General features: G+C 72.3%; 17 protein-coding genes. 14 read left to right on the top strand and 3 right to left on the bottom strand.

The features are described 5' to 3' along the window. Positions 1–365: 365 nt before the first annotated feature. Complete coding sequence (locus ACH4S9_RS02605; RefSeq protein ID WP_398369332.1) at positions 366–3,341, top strand: beta-N-acetylglucosaminidase domain-containing protein; 2,976 nt, start codon at positions 366–368, stop codon at positions 3,339–3,341. Between the two features lie 392 nt (positions 3,342–3,733). On the opposite strand, the gene ACH4S9_RS02600 is transcribed toward ACH4S9_RS02605, so the two are convergent. After that, positions 3,734–4,270 carry an HNH endonuclease gene (locus tag ACH4S9_RS02600; RefSeq protein ID WP_352128433.1) on the bottom strand — a complete coding sequence of 179 codons (537 nt, stop codon included), beginning with the start codon at positions 4,268–4,270 and terminating at the stop codon, positions 3,734–3,736. Between the two features lie 368 nt (positions 4,271–4,638). Between ACH4S9_RS02600 and ACH4S9_RS02595 the strand changes: the two genes are divergently transcribed. Beyond that, entirely contained in the window at positions 4,639–5,742 is a 1,104-nt protein-coding gene (locus ACH4S9_RS02595; RefSeq protein ID WP_398369329.1) for a mechanosensitive ion channel family protein, read from the top strand. Between the two features lie 99 nt (positions 5,743–5,841). Here the strand turns inward: ACH4S9_RS02595 and ACH4S9_RS02590 are convergent, their stop codons facing one another. Together ACH4S9_RS02590 and ACH4S9_RS02585 are read right to left on the bottom strand one after the other, a co-directional pair. Beyond that, positions 5,842–6,333 carry a hypothetical protein gene (locus tag ACH4S9_RS02590; protein ID WP_358846466.1) on the bottom strand — a complete coding sequence of 164 codons (492 nt, stop codon included), beginning with the start codon at positions 6,331–6,333 and terminating at the stop codon, positions 5,842–5,844. A 15-nt stretch (positions 6,334–6,348) separates the two neighbouring features. Next, a complete protein-coding gene (locus ACH4S9_RS02585; RefSeq protein WP_398369327.1) occupies positions 6,349–7,380 on the bottom strand; it encodes a trypsin-like serine peptidase in 1,032 nt (343 codons plus the stop codon). A gap of 189 nt (positions 7,381–7,569) precedes the next feature. Here ACH4S9_RS02585 and ACH4S9_RS02580 point away from each other — a divergent pair, with 189 nt between their 5' ends. The 12 genes from ACH4S9_RS02580 (at position 7,570) to ACH4S9_RS02525 (ending at position 23,868) form a co-directional block, all read left to right on the top strand. Beyond that, positions 7,570–8,772, top strand: a complete 1,203-nt coding sequence (locus ACH4S9_RS02580; RefSeq protein WP_311722405.1) for an ROK family transcriptional regulator — start codon at positions 7,570–7,572, stop codon at positions 8,770–8,772. A 138-nt stretch (positions 8,773–8,910) separates the two neighbouring features. Next, a complete protein-coding gene (locus ACH4S9_RS02575) occupies positions 8,911–10,242 on the top strand; it encodes an ABC transporter substrate-binding protein (protein ID WP_311722404.1) in 1,332 nt (443 codons plus the stop codon). Between the two features lie 10 nt (positions 10,243–10,252). Then, the gene (locus tag ACH4S9_RS02570; protein ID WP_385340833.1) at positions 10,253–11,209 is read left to right on the top strand and encodes a carbohydrate ABC transporter permease; all 957 of its coding nucleotides are present in this window, start codon (positions 10,253–10,255) and stop codon (positions 11,207–11,209) included. Positions 11,210–11,233: 24 nt separating this feature from the next. Continuing rightward, complete coding sequence (locus ACH4S9_RS02565; protein ID WP_398369324.1) at positions 11,234–12,136, top strand: carbohydrate ABC transporter permease; 903 nt, start codon at positions 11,234–11,236, stop codon at positions 12,134–12,136. Further along, positions 12,133–13,395 (top strand): 6-phospho-beta-glucosidase, encoded by a 1,263-nt coding sequence (locus ACH4S9_RS02560; protein ID WP_398369322.1) that lies wholly within the window; start codon positions 12,133–12,135, stop codon positions 13,393–13,395. The genes ACH4S9_RS02565 and ACH4S9_RS02560 overlap by 4 nt, the downstream gene beginning before the upstream one ends. Beyond that, positions 13,386–14,420 (top strand): BadF/BadG/BcrA/BcrD ATPase family protein, encoded by a 1,035-nt coding sequence (locus ACH4S9_RS02555; protein WP_311722399.1) that lies wholly within the window; start codon positions 13,386–13,388, stop codon positions 14,418–14,420. The genes ACH4S9_RS02560 and ACH4S9_RS02555 overlap by 10 nt, the downstream gene beginning before the upstream one ends. Positions 14,421–14,685: 265 nt before the next feature. Beyond that, complete coding sequence (locus ACH4S9_RS02550; RefSeq protein WP_398369320.1) at positions 14,686–16,110, top strand: hypothetical protein; 1,425 nt, start codon at positions 14,686–14,688, stop codon at positions 16,108–16,110. A 20-nt stretch (positions 16,111–16,130) separates the two neighbouring features. Then, the gene (locus ACH4S9_RS02545) at positions 16,131–17,150 is read left to right on the top strand and encodes a glutamate ABC transporter substrate-binding protein (RefSeq protein ID WP_358846472.1); all 1,020 of its coding nucleotides are present in this window, start codon (positions 16,131–16,133) and stop codon (positions 17,148–17,150) included. A 134-nt stretch (positions 17,151–17,284) separates the two neighbouring features. Further along, a complete protein-coding gene (locus tag ACH4S9_RS02540) occupies positions 17,285–18,607 on the top strand; it encodes a hypothetical protein (RefSeq protein WP_398369317.1) in 1,323 nt (440 codons plus the stop codon). After that, positions 18,604–21,099: a tetratricopeptide repeat protein gene (locus ACH4S9_RS02535; protein WP_398369315.1), complete on the top strand. Its 2,496-nt coding sequence runs from the start codon at positions 18,604–18,606 to the stop codon at positions 21,097–21,099. Before ACH4S9_RS02540 ends, ACH4S9_RS02535 begins: the two co-directional genes overlap by 4 nt. Before the next feature lie 2 nt (positions 21,100–21,101). Beyond that, positions 21,102–22,451: a PP2C family protein-serine/threonine phosphatase gene (locus ACH4S9_RS02530; protein WP_398369313.1), complete on the top strand. Its 1,350-nt coding sequence runs from the start codon at positions 21,102–21,104 to the stop codon at positions 22,449–22,451. Positions 22,452–22,500: 49 nt separating this feature from the next. Next, complete coding sequence (locus ACH4S9_RS02525; protein ID WP_398369311.1) at positions 22,501–23,868, top strand: VWA domain-containing protein; 1,368 nt, start codon at positions 22,501–22,503, stop codon at positions 23,866–23,868. Positions 23,869–23,908: the final 40 nt, after the last annotated feature.

Raw genomic sequence — 23,908 nt, 5'->3', positions numbered from 1 at the left:
CTGGTCCAGGCGATTTGACGGCAGTAAGGGATCCGAGACACATAGCTTACTGACCAACCCCGGGTTCCGGCGTCAGACTTGCGGAGCCGCCATCCGCGCTCCCGCCCGCCCGGGCGTCCGGCGGCCACGCGGCGCAGCCCCTCTTCGACACAGCCCCGGCCCGCCCTGATGCGCATCTCGTCACACCACACACCATGGCATTACCGGCATTTCGGTCACCGCCGTTGACACCCTCACGCGCACGGTGGTGGGCTCGGCGCGTACCAGGGCCAGACCTAGGCGAACCACCAGTCCGTATCGAGGAGAAGCCCGTGCAGTTGCGCGGAACCCGAGGGCGAAGGTCGAGGGCGGCCGGTGCCACGGCCATGGCCGCCGCCGTCATCGGCGGACTGCTGGGAGGCGCGCCGGGCGCGGCCGCCGCACCCAGGGATCCCGGTGCCCCCGGCACCTCGACGGCGGACCGGGAGAGCGACGGCGGCGTGCCGCCCGTATGGCCACGTCCGCAGTCGCTGCGCGCCCAGGGATCCGGGGTGAGCGTGGGCCGGGAGGTCACGCTCATAGCCGACGCCGACTCCGACCCGTACGCGCTGGACGCGCTGCGCGCCCTGCTGCACGACGCCGGGGCGCGCATCGTCAACGAGGCCACCGAGCCCACCCCCAAGGCCATGCCCCTGGCGGACGGGCTGGTGGTGCGCGTCGGCGGGCGGGGCGCGCAGAGCGCGCTGCGCGCCCTGGGCGCACCCGAAGACGGCGACCTGCCCTCCGGCGGCTACCGCCTGGCGACCGGCCGGGCGGCCGGGGTGCCGACGGTCGCGCTGTCCGGCAATGGCCCGGACGGGCTCTTCCACGCGATCCAGACGCTGCGCCAGCTCCTGGTCCGGCCCGCGAACGGCGGGGGTACCTTCCCCGGGGTGACCGTGCGCGACTGGCCCGCGGCCACCGTGCGCGGCACCACCGAGGGCTTCTACGGCGAGCCCTGGTCCCACCGGGACCGGCTCGCCCAGCTCGACTTCATGGGCCGTACGAAGCAGAACCGCTATCTCTACGCGCCCGGCGACGACCCCTACCGCCAGGCCCGCTGGCGCGACCCGTACCCCGCCGAGCGGCGCGAGCAGTTCCGGGAGCTGGCCGACCGCGCCCGCCGCAACCACGTCACCCTGGGCTGGGCGGTCTCCCCCGGCCAGGAGCTGTGCTTCTCCTCCGCCGACGACCTCAGGGCGCTCAACCGCAAGGTGGACGCCATGTGGGCGCTCGGCGTGCGCGCCTTCCAACTCCAGTTCCAGGACGTCAGCTACAGCGAATGGCACTGCGACAGCGACGCCGAGACCTTCGGCTCGGGCCCCGAAGCCGCGGCGAAGGCCCAGGCCGAGATCGCCAACGCGGTCGCGAGCCACCTGGCCGCGCGCCATCCGGACGCCGCCCCGCTCTCCCTGATGCCGACCGAGTACTACCAGGACGGCGACACCGACTTCCGGCGCGAGCTGGCCGGCCGGCTCGACCACGGCGTGCAGGTCGCCTGGACCGGCGTCGGCGTGGTGCCCAAGACCATCACCGGGAGCGAACTGGCCGGCGCCCGCGCCGCGTTCGGCCACGCGCTGGTCACCATGGACAACTACCCGGTCAACGACTACGCCCAGGACCGCGTCTTCCTCGGCCCCTACACCGGGCGCGACCCGGCCGTCGCCACCCAGTCGGCCGGGCTGCTCGCCAACGCCATGGAGCAGCCGACCGCCTCCCGTATCGCGCTGTTCACCGCGGCCGACTTCGCCTGGAACCCGCGCGGATACCGCCCCCAGGAGTCCTGGCGGGCGGCCGTCGACGACCTGGCCGGGCCCGACGCACGCACCCGCGCGGCCCTGCGCGCCCTCGCCGGGAACGACGCGTCCTCGGTCCTCGGCGGCGAGGAGTCCGCGTATCTACGCCCGCTGATCGAGGAGTTCTGGACGGCGCTGTCCGGGGGCGACGGTAAGCGTCTGGACCGGGCGGCGGACCGGCTGCGCTCGGCTTTCGCGACGATGCGGGACGCCCCCGACCGGCTCGCCGCGACCCTGGGCGGCGAACTGGGCCCCTGGCTCGACCAGCTGGCGCGCTACGGCGACGCCGGGGTACGGGCCGTGGACATGCTCACCGCCCAGGCGCGCGGCGACGGGGCGGCGGGCTGGCGGGCCCGGACCGAGGTGCAGGGGCTGCGCGAGAAGATCGCGCAGAGCCGGGTGACGGTGGGCAAGGGCGTCCTGAACTCCTTCCTGAAGGAGGCCGTCACCCGCGCCGACGCCTGGGCGGGCCTGGACGGCGCGGACCTGAGCTCGCTGCGCACCTCCGCGGCGCAGCACGTCGCCGCCGACGGCGACGCGGCGACCTCACTGGACCCGGACGGGCCGGTCACCGTGCGCTTCGACCGCGCCCGCCCGCTCAGCGCCCTCTCCGCCCTCACCGGCCACGCCGCCGACTCGCCGGGCACCGCCTGGGCCCATGTCCCCGGGGAGGGCTGGCGGCGGCTCGGCGCGGTCTCCGGCAGCGGCTGGACGCAGCTCGCGGGCCGTGGCGTAACGGCCGACGCGGTGCGGCTGACCTGGGCGGAGGGCACCACTCCGCCCGCCGTGCACGAGATCACCCCCTGGTTCGCCGACACCCCGGCCGCCGATCTGCGGCTGTCCCGGGACGTGGTCGACGCGGAGACCGGCGGCCGCGCCGTCGTCGAGGCCCGCGTCACCGCCCGCCGCCCCGAGGACATCCACGGCAAGCTCACCGTCCGCGCGCCGCGCGGCGTCCGCGTCACGGCCGACAAGACGGTGACCGCCCCGCGCGGGGGCACGGCGACCGCCCGGATCCAGGTTTCGATCCCGGAGTCCACCAAGACGGGGACTTTCACCGTGCCGGTGCGCTTCGGCTCTCAGGAGAGCGAGCTGACCGTACGGGTCTTCCCGCCCACCGGCGGCCCTGACCTGGCCCGCGCGGACGGCGCCGAGGCCACGTCCTCCGCCGACGAGACCCCCGACTTCCCGGCCTCCGCCGCGATCGACGGCGACCCCGCCACCCGCTGGTCCTCCCCCGCCGACGACGGCGCCTGGCTCCAGCTGGAGCTCGCCCGCCCGGCCCGCGTCGGCCGGCTCGAGCTGCACTGGCAGGACGCCTACGCCTCGCGCTATCGCGTCCAGGTCTCGGCCGACGGCCGCGCCTGGCGCACGGCGGCGACCGTCTCCGACGGCCGGGGCGGACACGAGACCGTACGGATGGACGCCCCCGGCACCCGCTTCATCCGCATCCAGGGCGCCGAGCGCGCCACCCGCTTCGGCTACTCCCTGTGGTCGGTCGCCGCATACGCGGTGACAGCCGACTAGCGGGGTGTCCGGCGGATCTTGACGCCTGCGGCGGCCACGCGGCGGACCGCACATCGGGCACTGCCCCACCCCGCCCCTTCCCGACCGTTTCGATGTGCGGCTCCGCCGCGTGGGGGGCTCCGCCGCATGGCCGCCGGACACCCCCTGGGGCATGCCCGGCGGCCCAGCCCGTTCCCGGCCCTGCCCCTGTGCGGCTCCGCGTGGCGGAGCGCTCCGCCACGGATACGGGGTCCAGGGGCGAAGCCCTTGGTTCGGGAAGGGGCGGGGTGGGGAACGATCCGCTGGACGCCGACCAGCCCCCACACCGCCCCGCGGAGCGAACCCGCGTGCGGCCCCCGCTCCGCCGCGGGCCCCGTCCGCGAACGCTCCGCAGACACGACGATGGCCCGGTCTCAGGCAGATTTGCCGTCGATCCGGGCCATGGCGTCGTCCGCGCCGTACGGCTGCAGGTATGGCAGCCAGCGCGGGTCCCTATGCCCTGTGCCGATGATCCGCCAGGCCAGGCCCGACGGCGGCGCGGGCTGATGCCGCAGCCGCCAGCCGATCTCCGCGACATGGCGGTCGGCCTTGACATGGTTGCAGCGACGACACGCGGCGACCACGTTCTCCCAGGTGTGCTGGCCGCCGCGACTGCGCGGAATGACGTGGTCGACGCTGGTCGCCACGCCCCCGCAGTACGCACATCGCCCGCCGTCACGGGCGAACAGGGCGCGGCGGGTGAGCGGGACGGGGCCCCGGTAGGGCACCCGGACGAAACGCTTGAGGCGGACCACGCTGGGTGCGGGTATGACACGGGTCGCGCTGTGCATCAGGGCGCCTGAGTCCTCAAGGCTGACGGCCTTGTCGTTGAGGACGAGTACGAGCGCGCGGCGGAGCGGTACGACGCCGAGCGGCTCGTACGACGCGTTGAGGACCAGGACATGCGGCACGGGTGCCTCCTTGTACGCCGGCGGCGCGTGGCTCGCGCCGGGACGATCTCCCCCAGTTTCCCCTGAACCCCGGCCGGAACGCCACCATCACCGGGTTAACGGTTGAGAGGCATTTCCGCGTACCGCGCGGATACCGCCGGAAGAGCGGAATCCGGCGGCCTTCCGGGCCCGTGGGAGCCCATGGGAGTGGCGAGAATCACGGGCCGCCGAGGGCCCGAGGCGGAAACCGCTGGGCTGACGCCCTCACTCCGCTCTTGTACGCCCCCTCGGCGCCCTCACGCGCTCTCGAACACAGGAACGGCACATTCCCTCGCCCGGCTACTGTGTGAGGGGTTGCGCGTGCGGTCCTCCGTGCGGGCATGTCGCACATGAAGGGTTTCGCTGTGTTCTGGTCCGCTGCTACGGCCGCAGACGCCACGCCTCCTCCCACCACGCTGAAGGACGCGCAGCAGAGCGCCACCAACGCCGCGGGCTGGGTGGAGGAGAACTGGTCCACCTGGCTCAGCATCGGGCTGCGCATCGCCTTGATCCTGGTGATCGCGTTCGTGCTCCGGTCCGTCGTGCGGCGTGCGATCACCAAGCTGATCGACCGTATGAACCGCACCGCCCAGGCCGTGGATGGCACCGCGCTGGCGGGTCTGCTGGTCAACGTCGAGCGGCGGCGCCAGCGGTCGGCGGCGATCGGCTCGGTGCTGCGCTCCGTCGCCTCGTTCCTGATCATGGGCACGGCGGCGCTGATGATCCTTTCGACGCTCCAGATCAACCTGGCGCCGCTGCTGGCCAGCGCCGGGGTCGCGGGTGTGGCCATCGGTTTCGGCGCCCGCAACCTGGTCACCGACTTTCTGTCCGGCGTGTTCATGATCCTGGAGGACCAGTACGGGGTCGGCGACTCGATCGACGCCGGGGTGGCCTCCGGCGAGGTGATCGAGGTCGGGCTGCGCGTCACCAAGCTGCGCGGCGACAACGGCGAGATCTGGTACGTGCGCAACGGCGAGGTCAAGCGGATCGGCAACCTCAGCCAGGGCTGGGCCACGGCCGGCGTGGATGTCCAGATCCGTGCGGACGAGGACCTGGACGAGGTCCGCGCGCTGATCACGCAGGTCGGCGTGGACATGGCGAAGGAAGAGCCCTGGAACGAGCGGCTGTGGGAGCCGATCGAGGTGCTCGGGCTGGATGCGGTCTACCTGGACTCCATGGTCGTGAAGGTGTCCGCGCGGACGATGCCGGGCAAGGCGGTCGGCGTCGAGCGCGAGCTGCGGTGGCGGATCAAGAAGGCACTGGACGAGGCGGGCGTCCTCATCGTCGGCCGCCCCGTGGACCCGGATCTCCAGCCCGAGGAGGACGCCAACTCGGCGGGGGCGGCCGTCGCGGCGCCGTCGGCCCTGTCCAACCCGGACTCCCCGCAGGCCATGGCCACAACCCCGATCCCGCCGCCCGCCGCACCACCGGCCGCACCGCCCGTCCAGAAGTAGCCGCGCCGTAGCCGGGACGCAGTCGGCCGGGAAACGGCCGTACGCACAGCCTCGGTGGTCGCGCGGCTGTGCGTACGGGGTCTTACGTTGTGCGGCGTCTCACGCTGTGACGGTCAGCGTGTTGCTCCAGACCAGACGGCCATTCTCGTAGCGCTCGTCGTGGGCACTGAAGTGGACGTGCTCGCCCGGATACGCCCCGTAGAGGTAGATGATCGGGTTGGGGCAGACGAGCAAGGGTGGCAGCGTGGCCTTGGGGTCCACCGGGACGGAAATGTTCCCGGACGGATCGGACGTGGTCTGGAGCAGCGTGGGGCTGGTGCGGAGGTCGGTGAGGACGACGGTGCCGCAGGTCGGCACCGCGCCCGAGACGGCGGTCCTGACCCACACCCGGTGGCTGGGCAGGAAGCCGCTGCCGGTCAGGGTCTTGGACTGGATGTCGTAGCTGATCAGCGTGGGTCCGGCGGCCACCCGCTCGGCGGCCGCGGGCGCCACCGCGGCCTGGGCGGCGGGGACGAGAAGGGCGGTGGAGACCGCCAGGGCCGTGCCCACCGCGAGCACGGCGCGGGCGGCGAGTGTCTTCAGAGCGCGCATGATGATCCCTCCCGGTCAGCTGTCGGCGACCCGGTAGAAGAAGTCCCTGAACTCGGTGTCGACGTAGGGGCTCTGTAGCCAGCCGCTGGGCTGGTGAATGCTCGTCACACCGTTGACGTAGCCGAGCGAGGTGTCGGGATCGATGTTCATCAGCCAGCGGCCGCCCCGGGAGAGCCCACCGTCCGACGGGGCGCAGGGCAGCTCGATGCCCCCGAAGGAGGCGGAGCGGGTGTAGCCGCCGCACCCGGAGGGGATCTGCCCGTTGACGGAGTATCCGTTGGCGCTCACGAACACTTCCTTGGGCTGATTCCAGGCGAAGCCGTCGCCGCCGACCCTGTCGACGAGCCGTTGGCCGGACTCGTTGGGGTGGGTGGTCGCCAGCCCGAAGTCGTAGTTCATATTGCCGTCGTCGATCCACGCGTTGAACGTGTATCCCCAGTCGCCGACGAACTTGCCGTAGGGCGCGCTCCCCCTGAAATAGCCGGGAATGAACACCCAGTTGTTCATCCAGGTGTGCGCGGCCCTGCTGAACACACAGCTGCCGGACGCGACCACCAGCCTGCGCGAGCCGCTGTTCAGCGGGTTGCCGTCGCATGCCTTGTCCTTGCCGTCGAACGGGTCGACGTAGAAGATCCGCCCGACGCGGGTCGGGATCTCGACGGCCGCGGCGGGCGGGCCCGAGCTGCTCGCCGCGGCCGGGGGGACGGAGCCGGGCTCGCCGGTGGGGTCCGCGACCTGCCGCCGGACGTGCTCCATCGCGCCTCGGGACAGGCCGCCGCCCTGGTATTCGGCGCGCCGCATGCGCTCCGGCGTCCAGTACGCCCGGACAGTGTCGGCCGCGGCCGCCCGGTCGGTGGCCCGGGCACCTCCGGAGTCCGTCAGCGCCGCCGACGCCGTGCCCGCGCCGTCCGAGACGGCTCTCGCGCCGCCCGCGCCACCGGCGCCACCCGGGCCGCCCGACGCGGCCGTCGCTCCACCGGCGCCGGCGGCGACCGCGAGCAGCACGGCGATCAGCACCGTGAGCGGCCCTCGTGAGGTCTTTTTCATCGACTCCCCGTTCTCTCGACTGGCCGCGACCGTGGCAGGCGCCGCTGGACCTCCGGTGGAGGATCCCTCAGCCCGCCCCACTGACCCGGCCGCACCCATTGACGCCTCGCGGCGCCGCCCCTTACCTTGCTGTTCATCAATAGGAAAGTTTCTTAACAGAGAAGCTCGAGCGATACGGGGGCACCCACCATGGCGGCATCAGGCACTCCGGGGACGCCGCGCGTGCTGCGCGCCATGAACGACCGGGCCGCGCTCGAACTGCTGGTCGCGCACGGGCCGCTGACCAGGACCCGGCTCGGCGAGCTGACCGGGCTCTCCAAGCCCACCGCCTCCCAGCTGCTGACCCGCCTGGAGGCCGCCGGACTGGTCAGGACGACCGGGAACGTCACCGGCCGGCCGGGGCCCAACGCCCAGTTGTACGAGATCAACCCGGCCGCGGCCCATGTCGCGGCGCTCGCCGTCGACCAGGAGGGCATCACCGCCGCCGTCGCCGACATCACCGGCCGGATCCTCGGCGAGCACCGGGTGAACGCCGAGGCGACCTCCGAGTCGGTGCGCAACCGCACCGGCGAGCTGGTCGCCGAGGCGGTGGACGGCGCGCTGGCCGCCGCCGGGCTGACCCGGGACGAGCTGCGGCAGACCGTCATCGGCACGCCCGGCGCGCTCGACCCGCACACCGGGGTGCTGCGCTACGCGCCGCATCTGCCGGGCTGGCAGTCCCGCACCATGCGCGACGAGCTGGCCGAGGTGCTCGGCACGCCCCTGGTGATCGAGAACGACGTCAACCTCGCGGCCGTCGCGGAGCAGCACCACGGCACCGCGCAGGACTTCGACGACTTCGCGCTGGTCTGGGCGGACGAGGGCGTCGGCGCGGCCATCGTGCTCGGCGGCACACTGCTGCGCGGGGCCACCGGCGGCGCCGGGGAGATCGGCTATATGCCGCTGCCCGGCGCTCCGCTCGCGCGCGGCGGGGACGACAGCGCCGCCCGGCCGGACGCGGGCGGGGGCTTCCAGAAGCTGGTCGGCTCCCCCGCCGTGGTCGAACTGGCCCGGGAGCACGGCATCGAGGCACCCACCGCCGCCAAGGCGCTCGCCACCGCGCTGCGCACGCCCGGCGCGGGCGACGCCGTCCTCACCGAGCTGGCCCGCCGCCTGGCCACCGGACTCGCCTCGGTCGTGGCGGTGGTCGACCCGGAGCTGGTGGTGCTCTCCGGGCAGGTCGCCCAGGCCGGCGGGGAGCGGCTGCGCGAACTGGTCGAGGCCGAGATGACCGGGCTCGCGCTGCCCCGGCCGCAGTTGCGGATCAGCGCCATCGAGGGGGACCCGATTCTCATCGGCGCGCTCCAGAGGGCGCTCGCCGATGCCCGCCACACCGTCTTCGACACCGCCTGACCCCTTCCCCTGTCCCCTATCGCCTGTCTCCTATACACCGCCCGGCCCTTTCCGGTTCCCGCCGTACCCAACCCCCCGCCCGGCGCCCCGCACCGCCGCTTCCCCTGCCGTTTCCCCCGTGCACAAGGAAGTCCGCCCATGCCACGACGACCATTGGCCCACCTCGCGTCGGCGCTCGGCGCCGCCGCCCTGCTCCTCGCGGGCTGCGCCAACCCGAGCACCGGCAGCGCAGACGACGACCCGACCAAACCGGTCACGCTCAAGTTCTGGCACGGCTGGTCGGAGAAGAACGAAGTCAACGCGATCAACGCCAGCATCGCCCGCTTCGAGAAGCTCCACCCCAATATCAAGGTGAAGTCCGTCGGCAATGTCACTGACGAGACCATCAATCAGGCGCTGCGCGCGGGCGGCGGCGACGCCCCCGACGTCGTCACCTCCTTCACCACCAACAATGTGGGCCAGTACTGCTCGTCCGGAATGTGGGCCGATCTCGACCCGTTCATGGAGAAAACCGGTCTCGACAAGAAGAAGGTCTTCCCCAAGACGCTTCTGGACTACACCAGTTATGAGGGCAAGCAGTGTGCGCTGCCGCTGCTCGCCGACGCCTACGGCATGTACTACAACAAGGACGCTTTCAAGGAAGCGGGTATCGCGCGGCCCCCGCGCACCATGTCGGAGCTGAAGCGGGACGCCGCCAAGCTGACCAAGCGCACCAAGGGCGGCGGCCTGGAGCGCGTAGGCTTCATGCCCAACTTCCGGCTCTACCAGAACAGCCCGGACCGGCTCTTCGCCCAGTGGGGCCCGACGTACTTCGACAAGAACGGAAAGGCACGGCTGGAAAAGGAGGGAAAGATCAAGGAATTCTATGCCACCGTGCGGGACCTGATCGGGGAACAGGGCGGATACGGGGCGCTGGAGACGTTCCGTACCTCCTTCGGCGATGAGTTCTCCTCCCAGAACGCATTTCTGACCGGCAAGCTGGCCATGCACCTGGACGGCGAATGGCGTGGCCTCTTCCTCAAGGACGCCAAATTCAAGTGGGGCACCGCCCCGCTGCCCGTGCCCGACGACCAGGCAGACACCTACGGCCGGGGATATCTCACCGGCACCGTCACGGGCATCGCGCACAGCAGCAGACACCAGAACGCCGCATGGGAACTGGTGCGCTTCCTGACCGCCGACACCGATCAGGTGGTCGCCTTCGCCAACGCCATTCACAATGTGCCGTCCACCAGGGCGGCGCTCACCTCGCCGAAGCTGGACCCCGATCCGACCTTCCGCGCCTTCCTCGACATCGCGCAGAACAAGTACAGCAACGCCCTTCCGCCCTCGATCAACGGCGGACAGTACGTGACCTCGCTCCAGGACTTCTCGTACAACGTGGAGGCGGGAAAGGTCCATGACCTGGACAAGGGCCTCAGGGAACTGGACGACCAGATAGACGCCGACATTCTCCAGGCGCAGGACTGAGGAGGGCGACATGGCCACGATGACGACAAACGCCCCCGCCCTGCGCCGCAAGCGTCTGCGCCGGCGGCTGAGCACCCTCGGTTTTCTCTCCCCCTGGCTGGTCGGCTTCACTGTCTTCTTCGGCTATCCGCTGATCGCCACCGTCTACTTCTCCTTCATGCACTACAACCAGATCAAGGCGCCGACCTTCGTGGGCCTGCGCAACTGGCGGTATGTGCTGGAACAGATGCCGCTGTTCGGCCCGGCGCTGTGGAACACGCTGTGGCTGGTCGTGGTGATGGTCGCGCTGCGCGTCGTCTTCGGCCTGGGCATCGGACTGCTGATCACGAAGATAAAGTCGGGGGCCGGTTTCTTCCGCACCGCCTTCTATCTCCCCTATCTCGCCCCGCCGGTCGCGGCGACCGTGGCGTTCGTCTTTCTCCTCAACCCCGGCACCGGCCCGGTGAACGACGTTCTCGGCAAGGTCGGGATCGACGCGCCGAACTGGTTCAACGACCCGGCCTGGGCCAAGCCCTCGCTGGTACTGCTGTCCCTGTGGGGCATCGGCGACCTGATGGTCATCTTCATGGCCGCGCTGCTGGACGTTCCCAAGGAGCAGTACGAGGCGGCCGAGCTGGACGGCGCCGGGGCGTTCACCAAGTTCCGTTATGTCACCTGGCCGTCGATCACACCCATTGTGATGTTCGCGGTGGTGACGGGTGTGGTGCAGACCATGCAGTACTACACCCAGGCCCTGGTCGCCGGAAAGCTGGCCTCGGGCGTCAGCATCGGCCCGGGCACGGTCATCCAGCCCGGCTATCCCGACCACTCCACGCTCACGGTGCCACAGCTCGTCTATTCGCTGGGCTTCCAGAACTTCAACACCGGCGCCGCCTGTGTGCTCTCGCTCGTGCTCTTCGCGATCGCGATGGCCGTCACCACCCTGCTGATGCGCCGGCGCGCCGGCCTGCTGTCGGCGGACGACTGAGAAGGCTTGAGAGGACCAACCGATATGACCACCACCACCCTCTCGGCACCGTCCGCACCGGTACGGCCCGCCGCCCGTCCCTCCTCCGCCCCGGCCGCCCGCCGCAAGGCCGTACTGCACTGGATCGCCGTGCACGCGGTCGCCGTCGCCGCCGCGCTCTTCTTCGTGCTGCCGTTCGTCTTCGTCTTCCTGACCTCGGTGATGAGCGACAGCCAGGCGATGAGCGGCGATCTGTGGCCCGACGCATGGCACTGGTCCAATTACACCGAGGTCTTCAACACCCCTGGTTTTCTGGACTGGTGGCGCAATTCCCTGATCTACGCGGGGCTCGGCACGGCCTTCACGCTCCTCTCGTCGGTGCCGGTCGCCTATGCGCTCGCCAGATTCCGCTTCCGCGGCCGCCGCACCGCCATGATCCTGGTCATCTCCACGATGATGCTGCCGCCACAGGTCGTGGTGGTGCCGATGTATCTGGTGTGGGCGCAGCAGTTCCATCTGTCGGGATCGCTGTGGCCGTTGATCATCCCGATGGCGTTCGGCGACGCGTACTCCATCTTTCTGCTCCGGCAGTTCCTGCTGACGATCCCCAAGGAATATCTGGAATCCGCGAAGGTCGACGGCTGCGGGGAGCTGCGGACCCTGCTGCGGATCATCGTGCCCATGGCCAAGCCGGGCATCGCGGCCGTCGCGCTCTTCCAGTTCTTCTACTGCTGGAACGACTACTTCGGCCCGCAGATCTACGCCGCGCAGAATCCGGGCGCCTGGACGCTCTCGTACGGCCTGGAGAGCTTCAAGAGCGCGCACAGCGTCAACTGGAATCTGACGATGGCCGCGACCCTGCTGGTCATGGCCCCCGTCATCATCATCTTCTTCTTCGCTCAGAAAGCCTTCGTCGAAGGCGTCACACTGACAGGAGTCAAGGGTTGAAGCTCGCAGTGGTGGGTGGCGGATCCACCTACACCCCCGAACTCGTCGACGGATTCGCCCGCTTGCGGGATGTGCTGCCGATGGAGGAGCTGGTCCTGGTCGACCCGGCCGCCGACCGGCTGGAGCTGGTCGGCGGGCTGGCGCGGCGGATCTTCGCCAGGCAGGGCCACCCCGGCCAGATCTCCTGGACCGACGACCTGGACGCGGGCGTGGACGGCGCGGACGCGGTGCTGCTCCAGCTGCGCGTCGGCGGGCAGGCCGCCCGGAACCAGGACGAGACCTGGCCGCTGGAGTGCGGCTGTGTCGGGCAGGAGACCACCGGCGCCGGCGGGCTCGCCAAGGCGCTGCGCACGGTCCCGGTGGTGCTGGACATCGCCGAGCGGGTGCGCCGCCGCAACCCCGACGCGTGGATCGTGGACTTCACCAACCCCGTCGGCATCGTGACCCGTGCGCTGCTGACGGCGGGGCACCGGGCCGTCGGGCTGTGCAATGTCGCGATCGGCTTCCAGCGGAAGTTCGCGAAGCTGCTGGGCGTGGCCCCGGACGAGGTGTCGCTGGACCACGTCGGCCTCAACCACCTGACCTGGGAGCGCGCGGTGCGGCTCGGCGGCCCGGACGGCGAGGACGTGCTGCCCAAGCTGCTGGCCGAGCACGGCGACGCGATCGCGGACGACCTGCGGATGCCGCGAGGGCTGCTCGACCGCCTCGGCGTCGTACCGTCCTACTATCTGCGCTACTTCTACCAGCACGACGCGGTGGTTCGGGAGCTCAGGACCAAGCCGTCGCGGGCCGCCGAGGTCGCGGCGATCGAGGGTCAGCTGCTGGAGATGTACGCCGACCCGGCGCTCGACGAGAAGCCCGAGCTGCTGGGCAAACGCGGCGGCGCCTTCTACTCGGAGGCGGCGGTCGATCTGACCTCGTCGCTGCTGCGGGACACTGGCGAGGTGCGCATCGTCAATACGTTCAACCAAGGCACCCTGCCCTTCCTCCCGGACGACGCGGTGATCGAGGTCCCCGCGGCCGTGGACGGGCGCGGCGCGAGCCCGCTGCCCGTGCGCCCCCTGGAACCCCTTTACGCGGGGCTGGTCGCCCATGTCACCGCGTACGAGGACCTGGCGCTGGAGGCGGCGCTGAAGGGCGGCCGCGAGCGGGTCTTCGACGCCCTGCTGGCCCACCCCCTGATCGGCCAGATCGAGTACGCGGAGAAACTGACCGACACCCTCATCGCACACAACCGGGAGCATCTGGCGTGGGCCTGACGCAGTCCCAGGGTCTGACCGCCCAACCGCCGCGCGCCACCGTCCTGGCGGTCGACGCGGGCAACAGCAAGACCGACGTGGCGCTGATCGGCCCGGACGGGGCGGTCCTCGGCACCGCGCGCGGCGGCGGCTTCGCGCCGCCCGTCGTCGGTGCCGAGGCCGCGGTCGCCTCGCTCGCCCCGCTGGTGGCGCGGGCGGGGCGGGCCGCGGGGTTCGACGGGCCGCCGCGGGCCGAGCATGTCTCGGCCTGCCTGGCCAATGTGGACCTCCCGGCTGAGGAGGAACAGGTCACTCCGCTGCTGGCGGCCCATGGCTGGGGGGCCACCGTCACGGTCGCCAACGACACCTTCGCGCTGCTGCGGGCCGGAGTCGCAGACAAGTCGGACAACGGAGAGCCGACCGGCGTCGCCGTCGTCTGCGGCGCGGGCATCAACTGTGCGGGCCTGGGCCACGACGGCCGGACCGCGCGGTTCCCCGCCATCGGCCGGATCTCCGGCGACTGGGGCGGCGGCGGCGATCTGTCGAAGGAGGCGATGTGGTGGGCCGCGCGCGCGGAGGACGGCCGCGGCGAGCCGACCGCCCTGGCCCGCGCCCTGCCCGAGCACTTCGGCCTGGCCAGCATGTACGAGCTGATCGAGGCGCTGCACCTGGGGCGGATCGCCCCGGCCCGGCGCCACGAACTGGCGCCGGTGCTCTTCGCGGTGGCCGACTCCGGCGACGAGATCGCCCGCGCCCTGGTCGCCCGGCAGGCCGAGGAGGTGGTCACCATGGCCACGGTCGCCCTGACCCGGCTGGAACTGCTCGGTGAGCAGACGCCCGTGGTCCTCGGCGGCGGTGTGCTCGCGGCCCGCCACCCGCTCCTGGACGACCGGGTGCGGGAGCTGCTCGCCGAACGCGCGCCCAAGGCCGAACCGAGGGTGGTCACCGCGCCGCCGGTGCTCGGGGCCGCCCTGCTGGGCCTGGACCGCACGGGCGCTCCGGCGGCCGCGTACACCGCGCTGCGGGCACACTACGCCCGGCGCTGAGGGCGCCGACTTTCCAGGTCGCGGGGGGTCATTGGGAACCGAAACGCGCTGAGAAGCGTATGAGAAGTTGGGAGAAGGAGGACGACGCGGACACCCCGGGACCGACGACCCCGAGGCGAAGATCGCGATCGGGCCAAGATCCGGGCACGACAGGTGTGCTCGCCTGCGGCTGCGTCCATACTGCTGCCCGGATACCTGTCCCCCGCCGCACCGGGCGACGGGCCGCCGACAGTGACTGAGGGGTCAGGACCGAGGGGGAGGTCTCGTGGCATACCCGCCGACCACCGGCGCGGCCGCATCCGCGGGCCCGCGGCGGGCCGCATGGCGGGAGGGCGTCGAGCGGGCCCGGGCCGCGGCGACGACCGAGCCGGGCAGGCTGCGCGTGATCGGAGCCGTGCTCGCGGCGTTGGTGGTGGCCTTCGGGGCGGTGACGGCCTGGCAGGTCTCCGACCGGCAGACCGCGGCCGACGCGGTGGCCGAGCACAGCCAGCCGCTGAGCGCCGACGCGGCGAACATCTACCGCTCCCTCGCCGACGCCGACACCACCGCGGCGAGCGCCTTCCTGGCCGGCGGGCAGGAGCCGGCCAAGGTGCGCCGGCGGTACGAGGAGGACATCGACCGGGCGTCCAAGCTGCTGGTGCGGGCCGCGGCCAACACGGAAGGCTCGGCCACCGCCCGCGAGGAGATACGCCGGATCAACGAACTCCTCCCGGTCTACACGGGCCTGGTCGAAGCCGCGCGCGCCAACAACCGCCAGGGGCTGCCGCTGGGCGGGGCGTATCTGCGGTACGCCAACGACACGATGCGGGGCAAGCTGCTGCCGGCCGCGGGGCGGCTGTACCAGGCCGAGACCGCGCGGCTCGGCGAGGACTACGAGGCGGCGAAATCCTGGCCGTGGGCGGCGATCGGCACCGGCGTCGTCGCGCTGGCCGCTCTGGGCTGGGCCCAGCGCCGCGACTTCCTGCGCACCAACCGGGTGTTCAACCGGGGGCTGCTGGCCTCGGCCGCCGCCTCGGCGGTGGTGCTGCTGTGGCTGGCGGCCGGCCACGGCCTCGCCCGCGCCGCGCTGAACGACTCCGACGAGCACGGGGCCAAGTCCCTGCATGTGCTCAACGAGGCCCGCATCGACTCGCTGCGCGCCCGTGGCGACGAGAACCTGACGCTGGTCGCGCGCGGGGCGGTCGTCGTCGACAAGGAAGGCGAGAACCAGGGCAAGGACGCCTATGAGGTGGGCTACGCCGAGCAGATGTCCGGCCTCATAGGCGACGACGGCGCCGACACCGGAAGCGACGCGGGCGGCAAGGCCGGGGCCGCCCCCGGCAGCCTGCTGGCCCGGGCCCGGGACCTCGCGGACGACGACGCGGGCCGCGCCCCGGTGAACGAGGCCATCACCCGCGTACGGGAGTGGCAGGCGCGCCACAAGGTCGCCCGCGCCGCCGACGACGCGGGGAACTACAACGACGCGCGGGCGAAGGTCATCGGCGGCAAGGGCAGCACGGGCGAGTCCTTCGACCAGGTCGACGCGCTGCTGGCGAAGGCCCTGGAGCACGAGCAGTTGGAGTTCAAGCGGGCGGCGGACGACGGGCGCGGCGCGCTGACCGGGCTGGCGCCAGGAGCCGGCGCGCTGGCCCTGTTGGGGGCGGCCGCGGCGCTGATGGGCATAGGCCGCCGGCTGTCGGAGTACCGGTGAGGGCGACGGGGGGCGTGAGGATGCGATCAGTGCGATCGGGCACCGCGGTGGCCGTGTGCGCCCTGGGGGTGGCCACGGCGATCTTCGTGCCCACGGCGCTGGACGATCAGGGCGGCGGGGCCGGGAGCGGGCTCGGCGAGGGGCAGGCGCACCCGCGGTCCGTGGGGACGACGGCCGCCGCCCCGGAGAAGTGCGTCCGGCCGGAGGCGAGCCTGCGACCGTCGAGCGCGAGCGGCCCGGCCATAGAGCGCATCAAGAACCGCGAGGTCGAGGGCCGCAAGCTGGGCAAGCTGATCGCCGGGGTCGACCAGAACAGCTACCGCTGGGGCTATCGCGACCCGGCCACCGGCGACCTCACCGGCTTCGACATCGACCTGGTGCGCGCCATCGCCAAGGACATCTTCGGCGACCCTGACGCGGTCATCTACCGCGCCATCCCCACCAGCCAGCGGGTCAACGCCCTCCAGCAGGGCAAGGTGGACATCGTCGTCCGCACCATGACCATCAACTGCGCCCGCCTCAAGGACGTCGCGTTCTCCACCGCCTACTTCAAGGCGGGGCAGCAGGTGCTGGTCCCCAAGGGCTCGTCCGTCACCGGGTACAACACCTCGCTGCGCGGCAAGAAGGTCTGCACGGCGCAGGGTTCCACCGCCGAGGCCGAGCTGGACCAGGAGAAGGGCGGCGCGAAGGACCTGGGCGCGATCAAGGTCGCACCGGTGCCCAATCAGCTGGACTGCCTGGTCAGGCTACAGCTGGGCCAGGTCGACGCCGTGATCACGGACAACGCCCTGGCGGCCGGGCAGGCGGCCCAGGACCCGTCCGTCAAGCTCGTCGGCAAGCCGTTCACCGAGGAGTTCTACGGCGTGGCGATGAACAAGGACGACAAGGACCTGGTACGCCGGGTCAACAAGGTGCTGGAGGAGTACCGCTCCGGCGGTTCCGGCAGCCCCTGGATGCGGGCCTACCGCAAGTGGCTCGCGGAAGATCTCGGCAGAACGGAGGAGAATCCGGCGGCACCGGCGCCCGCCTACAGGGATTAACCCGCGAAGGATGAGCGGCCAAGGATTAGCGGCCGGTCCGCGCGCGGTAGGGATGCACGCAGTAAGTGCACGCAGCAGGGATGAGCGAATACGGATCACGCGGATCACACAGCACGGACACGGAGAGGTGATCGATGGGGGGCACGGGACCCTTCCCCAGCTCCACGGGGGAACCCGACAAGCCGGTCATGGGCCGCGAGGAGGTGGACCGCGTGCTGGCGAGACTCGGCGCCGAACACGAGGCGATCGAGTCCTCGCTGCTCGCCCTCCAGGACCACGCCGGCCGCAGACTCCTCGAAGGCGCCGAGCTGACGGGCGTCACCAAGGACCGGTGGGCCACCACCGAGCAGGCCATCTCCCTGCTGTGGACGTACTTCGACGCCTATACGGACGCGCTGCACACCGCCCGTGAGGTGCGCTCCCGCCACCGCTGGTCCACGCCCGGCGAGTTGGCCGAGCTCACCGAGCTGCTGCGCGGCCCTGGTATCACGCTGCCCAGCAGCGCCTCGCTCAGCGGAGCCCCGCTGCTCAGCGAGCAGCTGACGGTCGAGGCGCTGGTCGACCGGATGAACCGCTGGTACGCCGAGGCTCTCGATGTCATCGTCACGGCCGACGCCGTGTGGTCCGCGCTGCCCGCCCGTATCGACATGCTCTCCGCCGAGCTGCGGCGCACTCGCTCCCTCGCCCACTCCGTCGGGGTGCGCCCCGGCGAGCACCCCTCCGGCGACGATCTGGAGCGGATCACCGCGGAGCTGACCTCGCTGCGCGCCGAGGTCGTCTCCGACCCGCTCGCCTTCTGGTCCGGTGCGTCGCCGAGTTCCGCGCCCGGCGGCGGCCGCCCCGACACCACCCGTTACGACGCCGCGGCCCGCGCCCTGGAGGATGTGCGGCGCGAGATCGAGGCGGTCCTCGATGTGCGGCAGGACGCGGAGCGGCGGCTGATGCGGCTGCGCGATGTGCTCTCCCGCGCGGACCGCACCCTCGCCGAGGCGCGGCAGGCGCGCGGCGAGGTGCTGGCCAAGATCGCGGCCTCCGAGGTGCCCGCGGTCAGCGGCCCACCGACCGTGCTTCAGGAGCAGCTGGTGACGGCGGCCGAGTACCGCAGGCGCGCCCAGTGGCACCGGCTCTCCCCGCTGCTGGAGTCCCTGGAGGAGCGCGCCGACGACGAGCTGCTGCGCGCCCGGGAGTCGCTGACCGCGGTGACCGCGCCGCTGGCCGTCCGCGCCGAGCTGCGCGGCAGGCTGGACGCGTACAAGGCGAAGGTCGCCCGCCACGGCATGGCCGAGGACCCCCTGCTGATCGAGCGTTACGACACGGCGCGCCGGATGCTGTGGAGCGCGCCCTGCGATCTGCGCGCCGCCGAAGCGGCGGTGCTGCGCTACCAGCAGGCCGCGTCCCAGGTCCTGGTCCCGCGTCAGACGGGGCCACGGGATCGTAGAACGGGGGAAGTCCTATGAACGCGGGCAGGTGTCAGCGGCGCGCGTGCGGCGGGTCGTACGAGGACGTGGGCAGCGGCCAGCTGTACTGCGACACCTGCGGGATGGCCCCGGTCGTCTCGCGTGACGGCATGGTCGGCTCGCCGCCCACCGGCATCGCCGGCATGAGGCGGGGCGACGGGGTGAGCGGGTCGTCGGGCAGCGGCTCCCGGGCCTCCTCGCGCCCGTCGTCGTCCCGGTCCGCCTCGTCCCGGCGCTCGGTGTCCGGGCGGCTGTCGCGGTCGCTGGGGTCGGGGCGGTCCTCGTCCCGTTCCGTGTCGGTGCGCAGCTCCCGCTCCTCCGCCGTGGCCCGCTCCGGGCGCAGCCGCCTGGGCGCGGGCCTGGTCAGCGTTCCCGAGGTGCCGCGCCCCGACCCTCGTACGGCGGTGCTGGCCGACCCCGAGGTGCCCGAGCGCAAGCGGTTCTGCAGCCGGAGCGACTGCGCGGCGCCGGTGGGGCGGGCGCGCGGCGAAAGGCCGGGGCGCACCGAGGGCTTCTGCACCAAGTGCGGCCATCCGTACTCCTTCGTGCCCAAGCTGCGCCCGGGTGACATCGTGCACGGCCAGTACGAGGTGGCGGGCTGTCTGGCACACGGCGGTCTCGGCTGGATCTATCTGGCCATCGACCGGGCGGTGTCCGACCGCTGGGTGGTCCTCAAGGGCCTGCTGGACACCGGCGACGAGGAGGCGCTGTCCGTCGCCGTGTCGGAGCGCCGGTTCCTCGCCGAGATCGAGCACTCCAACATCGTCCGCATCTACAACTTCGTCGAACACCTCGACCAGCGCACCGGCAGCCTCGACGGCTACATCGTGATGGAGTACGTCGGCGGCAAGTCGCTGAAGGACATCGCCAACGCCCGCCGCGCGCCGGACGGCAGGCGCGATCCGCTGCCGGTCGAGCAGGCGTGCGCGTACGGCATCGAGGCCCTGGAGGCCCTGGGCCATCTGCACAGCCGCAATCTGCTCTACTGCGACTTCAAGGTCGACAACGCCATCCAGCAGCAGGACCAGCTCAAGCTGATCGACATGGGCGCGGTGCGGCGGATGGACGACGACGAGAGCCCCATCTACGGCACGGTCGGCTATCAGGCCCCCGAGGTCTCGGAGCTGGGCCCGTCGGTCGCCTCGGATCTGTACACGGTGGCGCGCACCCTCGCGGTGCTGACCTTCGACTTCCAGGGTTATACGAACGTCTTCGCGGACAGCCTGCCCGACCCGGGGAACATCGAGGTCTTCCGCCGCTACGAGTCGTTCTACCGGCTGCTGGTGCGGGCCACGGACCCCGACCCGGACCGCCGGTTCGCCTCCGCGCAGGAGATGGCCGACCAGCTGACGGGGGTGCTGCGGGAGGTCGTGGCGCTCCAGACGGGCCGGCCCCGGCCCGCGCTGTCCACGCTGTTCGGGCCCGAGCCGCGGGTGGTGGACACCCAGCTGTTCGCCGAGCAGGGCCAGGATCCGTCCATGCTCGGGGGCCGCGGCGGCCGGGGTTCCGCGGCCGTCGAGCCGCCCCGCCCGCAGGGCGTGCTCGCGCTGCCGCTGCCCGCGATCGCGCCGCCGGACGCCCGGGCCACCGCCCTGGCGGTGCCGATGCCGCTGGTGGACCCGGACGACGCCAACGCCGGGTTCCTCGCCGGGCTGCTGACCTCCACCCCGACCGAACTGCACGCGGCGCTGCGGGCCGCCCCCGCCGACTCGCTCGAGCTGCGGCTGCGCCGCATCCGCGCCCAGCTGGAGCTGGGACACGCGCGCGAGGCCGGAATCGCGCTGGACGGTCTGGAGGCCGGCTATCCCGACGACTGGCGGATCGTCTGGCACCGGGGCCTGCACGCGCTGGCGACCGGGGACAACGAGACCGCGGCCCTGTCCTTCGACGCCGTCTACGACGCGTTCCCCGGTGAGCCCGCGCCGAAGCTGGCGCTCGGCGTGTGCGCCGAGGTGCTCGGCCAGCTGGACAACGCGGCGGAGTACTACCGGCTGGTGTGGACGGCCGACCCGAACCATGTGAGCGCCGCCTTCGGGCTGGCCCGGGTGCTGCTGTACGCCGGGGACCGCGCGGGGGCGGTGGCGGCCCTCGAGTCCGTACCGGAGTCGTCCATCCACTACACGGCGGCCCGGGTCGCCGCGGTGCGGGCCCGGCTGCGGCAGCGGGCCGCGCACGAGCCGCTGCTGGCCGATCTGACGGCCTCGGCCCAACAGGTCGAGCGGCTGGGACAATTGGGCCTCGACGCGGTGCGTTATGAGCGGCTGTGCACGGAAGTACTGGGCAGCGCCCTGGATTGGGTACTGTCCGGCAGCAGCGGCGCGCCGCCGAGTGCCGCCCGGCCGTCCCTGCTCGGCAGCAGTCTGGACGAGCGGGGACTGCGCTTCGGTTTGGAACGCTCGTACCGGGTGCTCGCCAGGCTCGCGCAGCGCGGCGAGGAAAGGATCGAACTGGTGGAACGGGCCAACCGTTTCCGCCCCAGGACGTGGGTGTGATCATGCCGCAGATGCCGCAGCTGCCCCGGGTGGCAGCCTGCCCGACCTGTGAAGAGCCGCTGGAGTCGGGTGACAACTTCTGCGGTGTGTGCGGGGCCGACGTTGCCTCGGCCCCGCCGGAGGCCGCCGTGGCCGTGGACCGCCCGGCGCCGCCGCCGGTGAACGGAGCGACACGGGCCAGGCGGCAGGAGCCGGAGGACTATCCGCTGCCGGCCCCCGCCCCGGCTCCCCCGGCCGGCCAGGCCGACCCGACCTTCCCGGCCGACCCGGCGGCTCCGGCCGCCCCGGTCGCCTGGGACACCCCGGCCGCGCCGGACAGCGCCGCGGCGGCCGACCCGCGGTCCGCCGCGGCGCTCGGGGGCCGGCCGGCCCCCGGGGCGCCGGGCGCGCCGCACATCACCACACACACCGACACGAACAGCGGCGGCCGCCTGTGCGGCGCATGCCGGGAGGGCACCATCGACCAGGACGGATACTGCGACTCCTGCGGGCACGCCCAGCCGCGGGAGCGCGACCACATGGAGCGGGAGCTGGCGGGCGTCGCGGCGGCCAGCGACCGCGGCCTGCGCCACCACCGCAACGAGGACGCGTTCGCCGTGTCCGCCGCCGCGCTGCCCGACGGCTCACCGGCCGTCCTCGCGGTCGTCTGCGACGGGGTCTCCTCGGCGACCCGCCCTGACGACGCGTCCGCGGCCGCCGCCCACGCCGCCGGTCAGTCGCTGCTCGCCGCACTCCCCCGCGGCGCCCACCCCCAGCAGGCCATGAACGAGGCGATCGTCGCCGCAGCCGAGGCCGTGAACTCCCTGGCGGCGGAGGCCTGTGGGGCCGGGGGGCACGACGAGCCCCACCAGCGCCAGCAGAACGCGCCGGCCTGCACCATCGTCAGCGCGGTGGTCACCACCGGCATCCTGACCGTCGGCTGGATCGGCGACAGCCGCGTCTACTGGGTGCCCGACGACCGTTCGGCCCCGCCCGCCCGGCTCACCGAGGACGACTCCTGGGCGGCCCAGATGGTGGCCGCGGGGCTGATGTCCGAGGCCGAGGCGTACGCGGACGAGCGGGCCCACGCCATCACCGGCTGGCTGGGCGCCGACGCCTATGAACTGGACCCGCACACCGCGTCCTTCAAACCGGACCGGCCCGGTGTGGTGGTGGTGTGCACCGACGGGCTGTGGAACTACGCGGAATCGGCGCAGGAGATGGCCCGCGCGGTGCCGCCGGACGCCCGTGTCCGGCCGATGCACAGCGCCCGCGCCCTGGTCGGTCACGCCCTGGAGGGCGGGGGCCACGACAACGTAACAGTGGCTGTCCTGCCGTTCCCCGCGGAGCCGGGCAGGGCAGGATCCGGCTGATTCTCCGGACGCACCCCTCGGGAGCGGATCTGACCAAGGAGCCGATCTGATGGCCAATTTCGCCAAGTCCACCGTGCCCCGGTTCTCGGTCGAGGTCTTCCAGAACGAGCACCTCCCCGAGGAGGGCCGCGAGGTGAATGCGATCGTCACGGTCACCTCGACCGGCGGCGGCACCACCGGGGGGATGCCCATCCCGGCGCCCGCCCCGGCCCCGGACCAGGACGGCGGCCCGTCCCCCGGCGCGGCCGTGGTCATCATGGTCGACTGCTCCGGCTCCATGGACTATCCGCCGGCCAAGATGCGCAACGCGCGGGACGCGACCGCCGCCGCGATCGACACGGTCCGCGACGGCGTCGCCTTCGCCGTGGTCGCCGGCACCCACAAGGCGCAGGAGGTGTTCCCGGGCGAGGGCCGGCTGGCGATCGCCGACCCGGCCACCCGGGCCCGGGCCAAGGACACGCTGCGCCGGCTGCGCGCCGACGGCGGCACCGCGATCGGCACCTGGCTGCGCCTCGCCGACCGGCTGCTGGCCTCGGCCGATGTGCCGATCCGGCACGGCATCCTGCTCACCGACGGCCGCAACGAGCACGAGAAGCCGGAGGAGCTGCGGGCCGCGCTGGACGCCTGCGCGGGCCGCTTCACCTGCGACGCGCGCGGGGTGGGCACCGACTGGGAGGTCAAGGAGGTCACCGGCGTCGCCTCCGCGCTGCTCGGCTCGGCCGATATCGTGGCCGACCCCTCCGATCTGGCCGCGCTGACCGCGGACTTCACCCGCATGATGGAGAACGCGTTGGGCAAGGAGGTCGCGGACGTCAGCCTGCGCGTCTGGACCCCGCTGGGCGCCGAGGTGGCGTTCGTCAAGCAGGTGGCGCCCACGGTCGAGGACCTGACCGACCGGCGCGCCGAGGCCGGAGCGCGGGCGGGCGACTATCCGACGGGCTCGTGGGGCGACGAGTCCCGCGACTATCACCTGTGTGTGCGGGTGCCCGCGGCCGACGTCGGGCAGGAGATGCTGGCCGCCCGGGTCTCCCTGGTGCTGCCCCAGCCCGACGGCGGGCTCCCGGCCCCCCTCGCCCAGGGGCTGGTGCGGGCCGTCTGGACGGATGACATGGTCGCCTCCACCGCGATGAATCCGCAGGTCGCGCACTATACGGGCCAGGCCGAACTGGCACAGGCCATCCAGCAGGGGCTGGATGCCCGCAAAGCTGGAGATATGGATGGAGCAACGGCGAAGCTGGGACGTGCCGTCCAGCTGGCCAGCGCCTCGGGGAACGAAGACACGGCGAAACTGCTTGCGAAGGTGGTGGACGTCGTCGACGCGGCGACAGGTACTGTGCGACTGAAAGCGAAGGTCGCGGAGGCGGATGAGATGACTCTCGAAACGCGTTCGACCAAGACGGTTCGCGTCAAAAAGTGACAAGAAGTAACGCGAAAAGCGCGTAAAGCGGCAACAAGCG

This window comes from Streptomyces sp. NPDC021225, from assembly GCF_044332865.1.
In the GTDB taxonomy this organism is placed as follows: domain Bacteria; phylum Actinomycetota; class Actinomycetes; order Streptomycetales; family Streptomycetaceae; genus Streptomyces.
The sequence above is the reverse complement of the archived record's forward strand: the minus strand, read 5'-3'. Positions and strand labels throughout refer to the sequence as shown.

Coding starts and splice junctions, on each gene's coding strand:
- ACH4S9_RS02605 (WP_398369332.1), top strand. CDS start 366: ATGGCCGCCGCCGTCATCGGCGGACTGCTGGGAGGCGCGCCGGGCGCG.
- ACH4S9_RS02595 (WP_398369329.1), top strand. CDS start 4,639: ATGAAGGGTTTCGCTGTGTTCTGGTCCGCTGCTACGGCCGCAGACGCC.
- ACH4S9_RS02590 (WP_358846466.1), bottom strand. CDS start 6,333: ATGCGCGCTCTGAAGACACTCGCCGCCCGCGCCGTGCTCGCGGTGGGC.
- ACH4S9_RS02585 (WP_398369327.1), bottom strand. CDS start 7,380: ATGAAAAAGACCTCACGAGGGCCGCTCACGGTGCTGATCGCCGTGCTG.
- ACH4S9_RS02580 (WP_311722405.1), top strand. CDS start 7,570: ATGGCGGCATCAGGCACTCCGGGGACGCCGCGCGTGCTGCGCGCCATG.
- ACH4S9_RS02575 (WP_311722404.1), top strand. CDS start 8,911: ATGCCACGACGACCATTGGCCCACCTCGCGTCGGCGCTCGGCGCCGCC.
- ACH4S9_RS02570 (WP_385340833.1), top strand. CDS start 10,253: ATGGCCACGATGACGACAAACGCCCCCGCCCTGCGCCGCAAGCGTCTG.
- ACH4S9_RS02565 (WP_398369324.1), top strand. CDS start 11,234: ATGACCACCACCACCCTCTCGGCACCGTCCGCACCGGTACGGCCCGCC.
- ACH4S9_RS02545 (WP_358846472.1), top strand. CDS start 16,131: ATGCGATCAGTGCGATCGGGCACCGCGGTGGCCGTGTGCGCCCTGGGG.
- ACH4S9_RS02540 (WP_398369317.1), top strand. CDS start 17,285: ATGGGGGGCACGGGACCCTTCCCCAGCTCCACGGGGGAACCCGACAAG.
- ACH4S9_RS02535 (WP_398369315.1), top strand. CDS start 18,604: ATGAACGCGGGCAGGTGTCAGCGGCGCGCGTGCGGCGGGTCGTACGAG.
- ACH4S9_RS02530 (WP_398369313.1), top strand. CDS start 21,102: ATGCCGCAGATGCCGCAGCTGCCCCGGGTGGCAGCCTGCCCGACCTGT.
- ACH4S9_RS02525 (WP_398369311.1), top strand. CDS start 22,501: ATGGCCAATTTCGCCAAGTCCACCGTGCCCCGGTTCTCGGTCGAGGTC.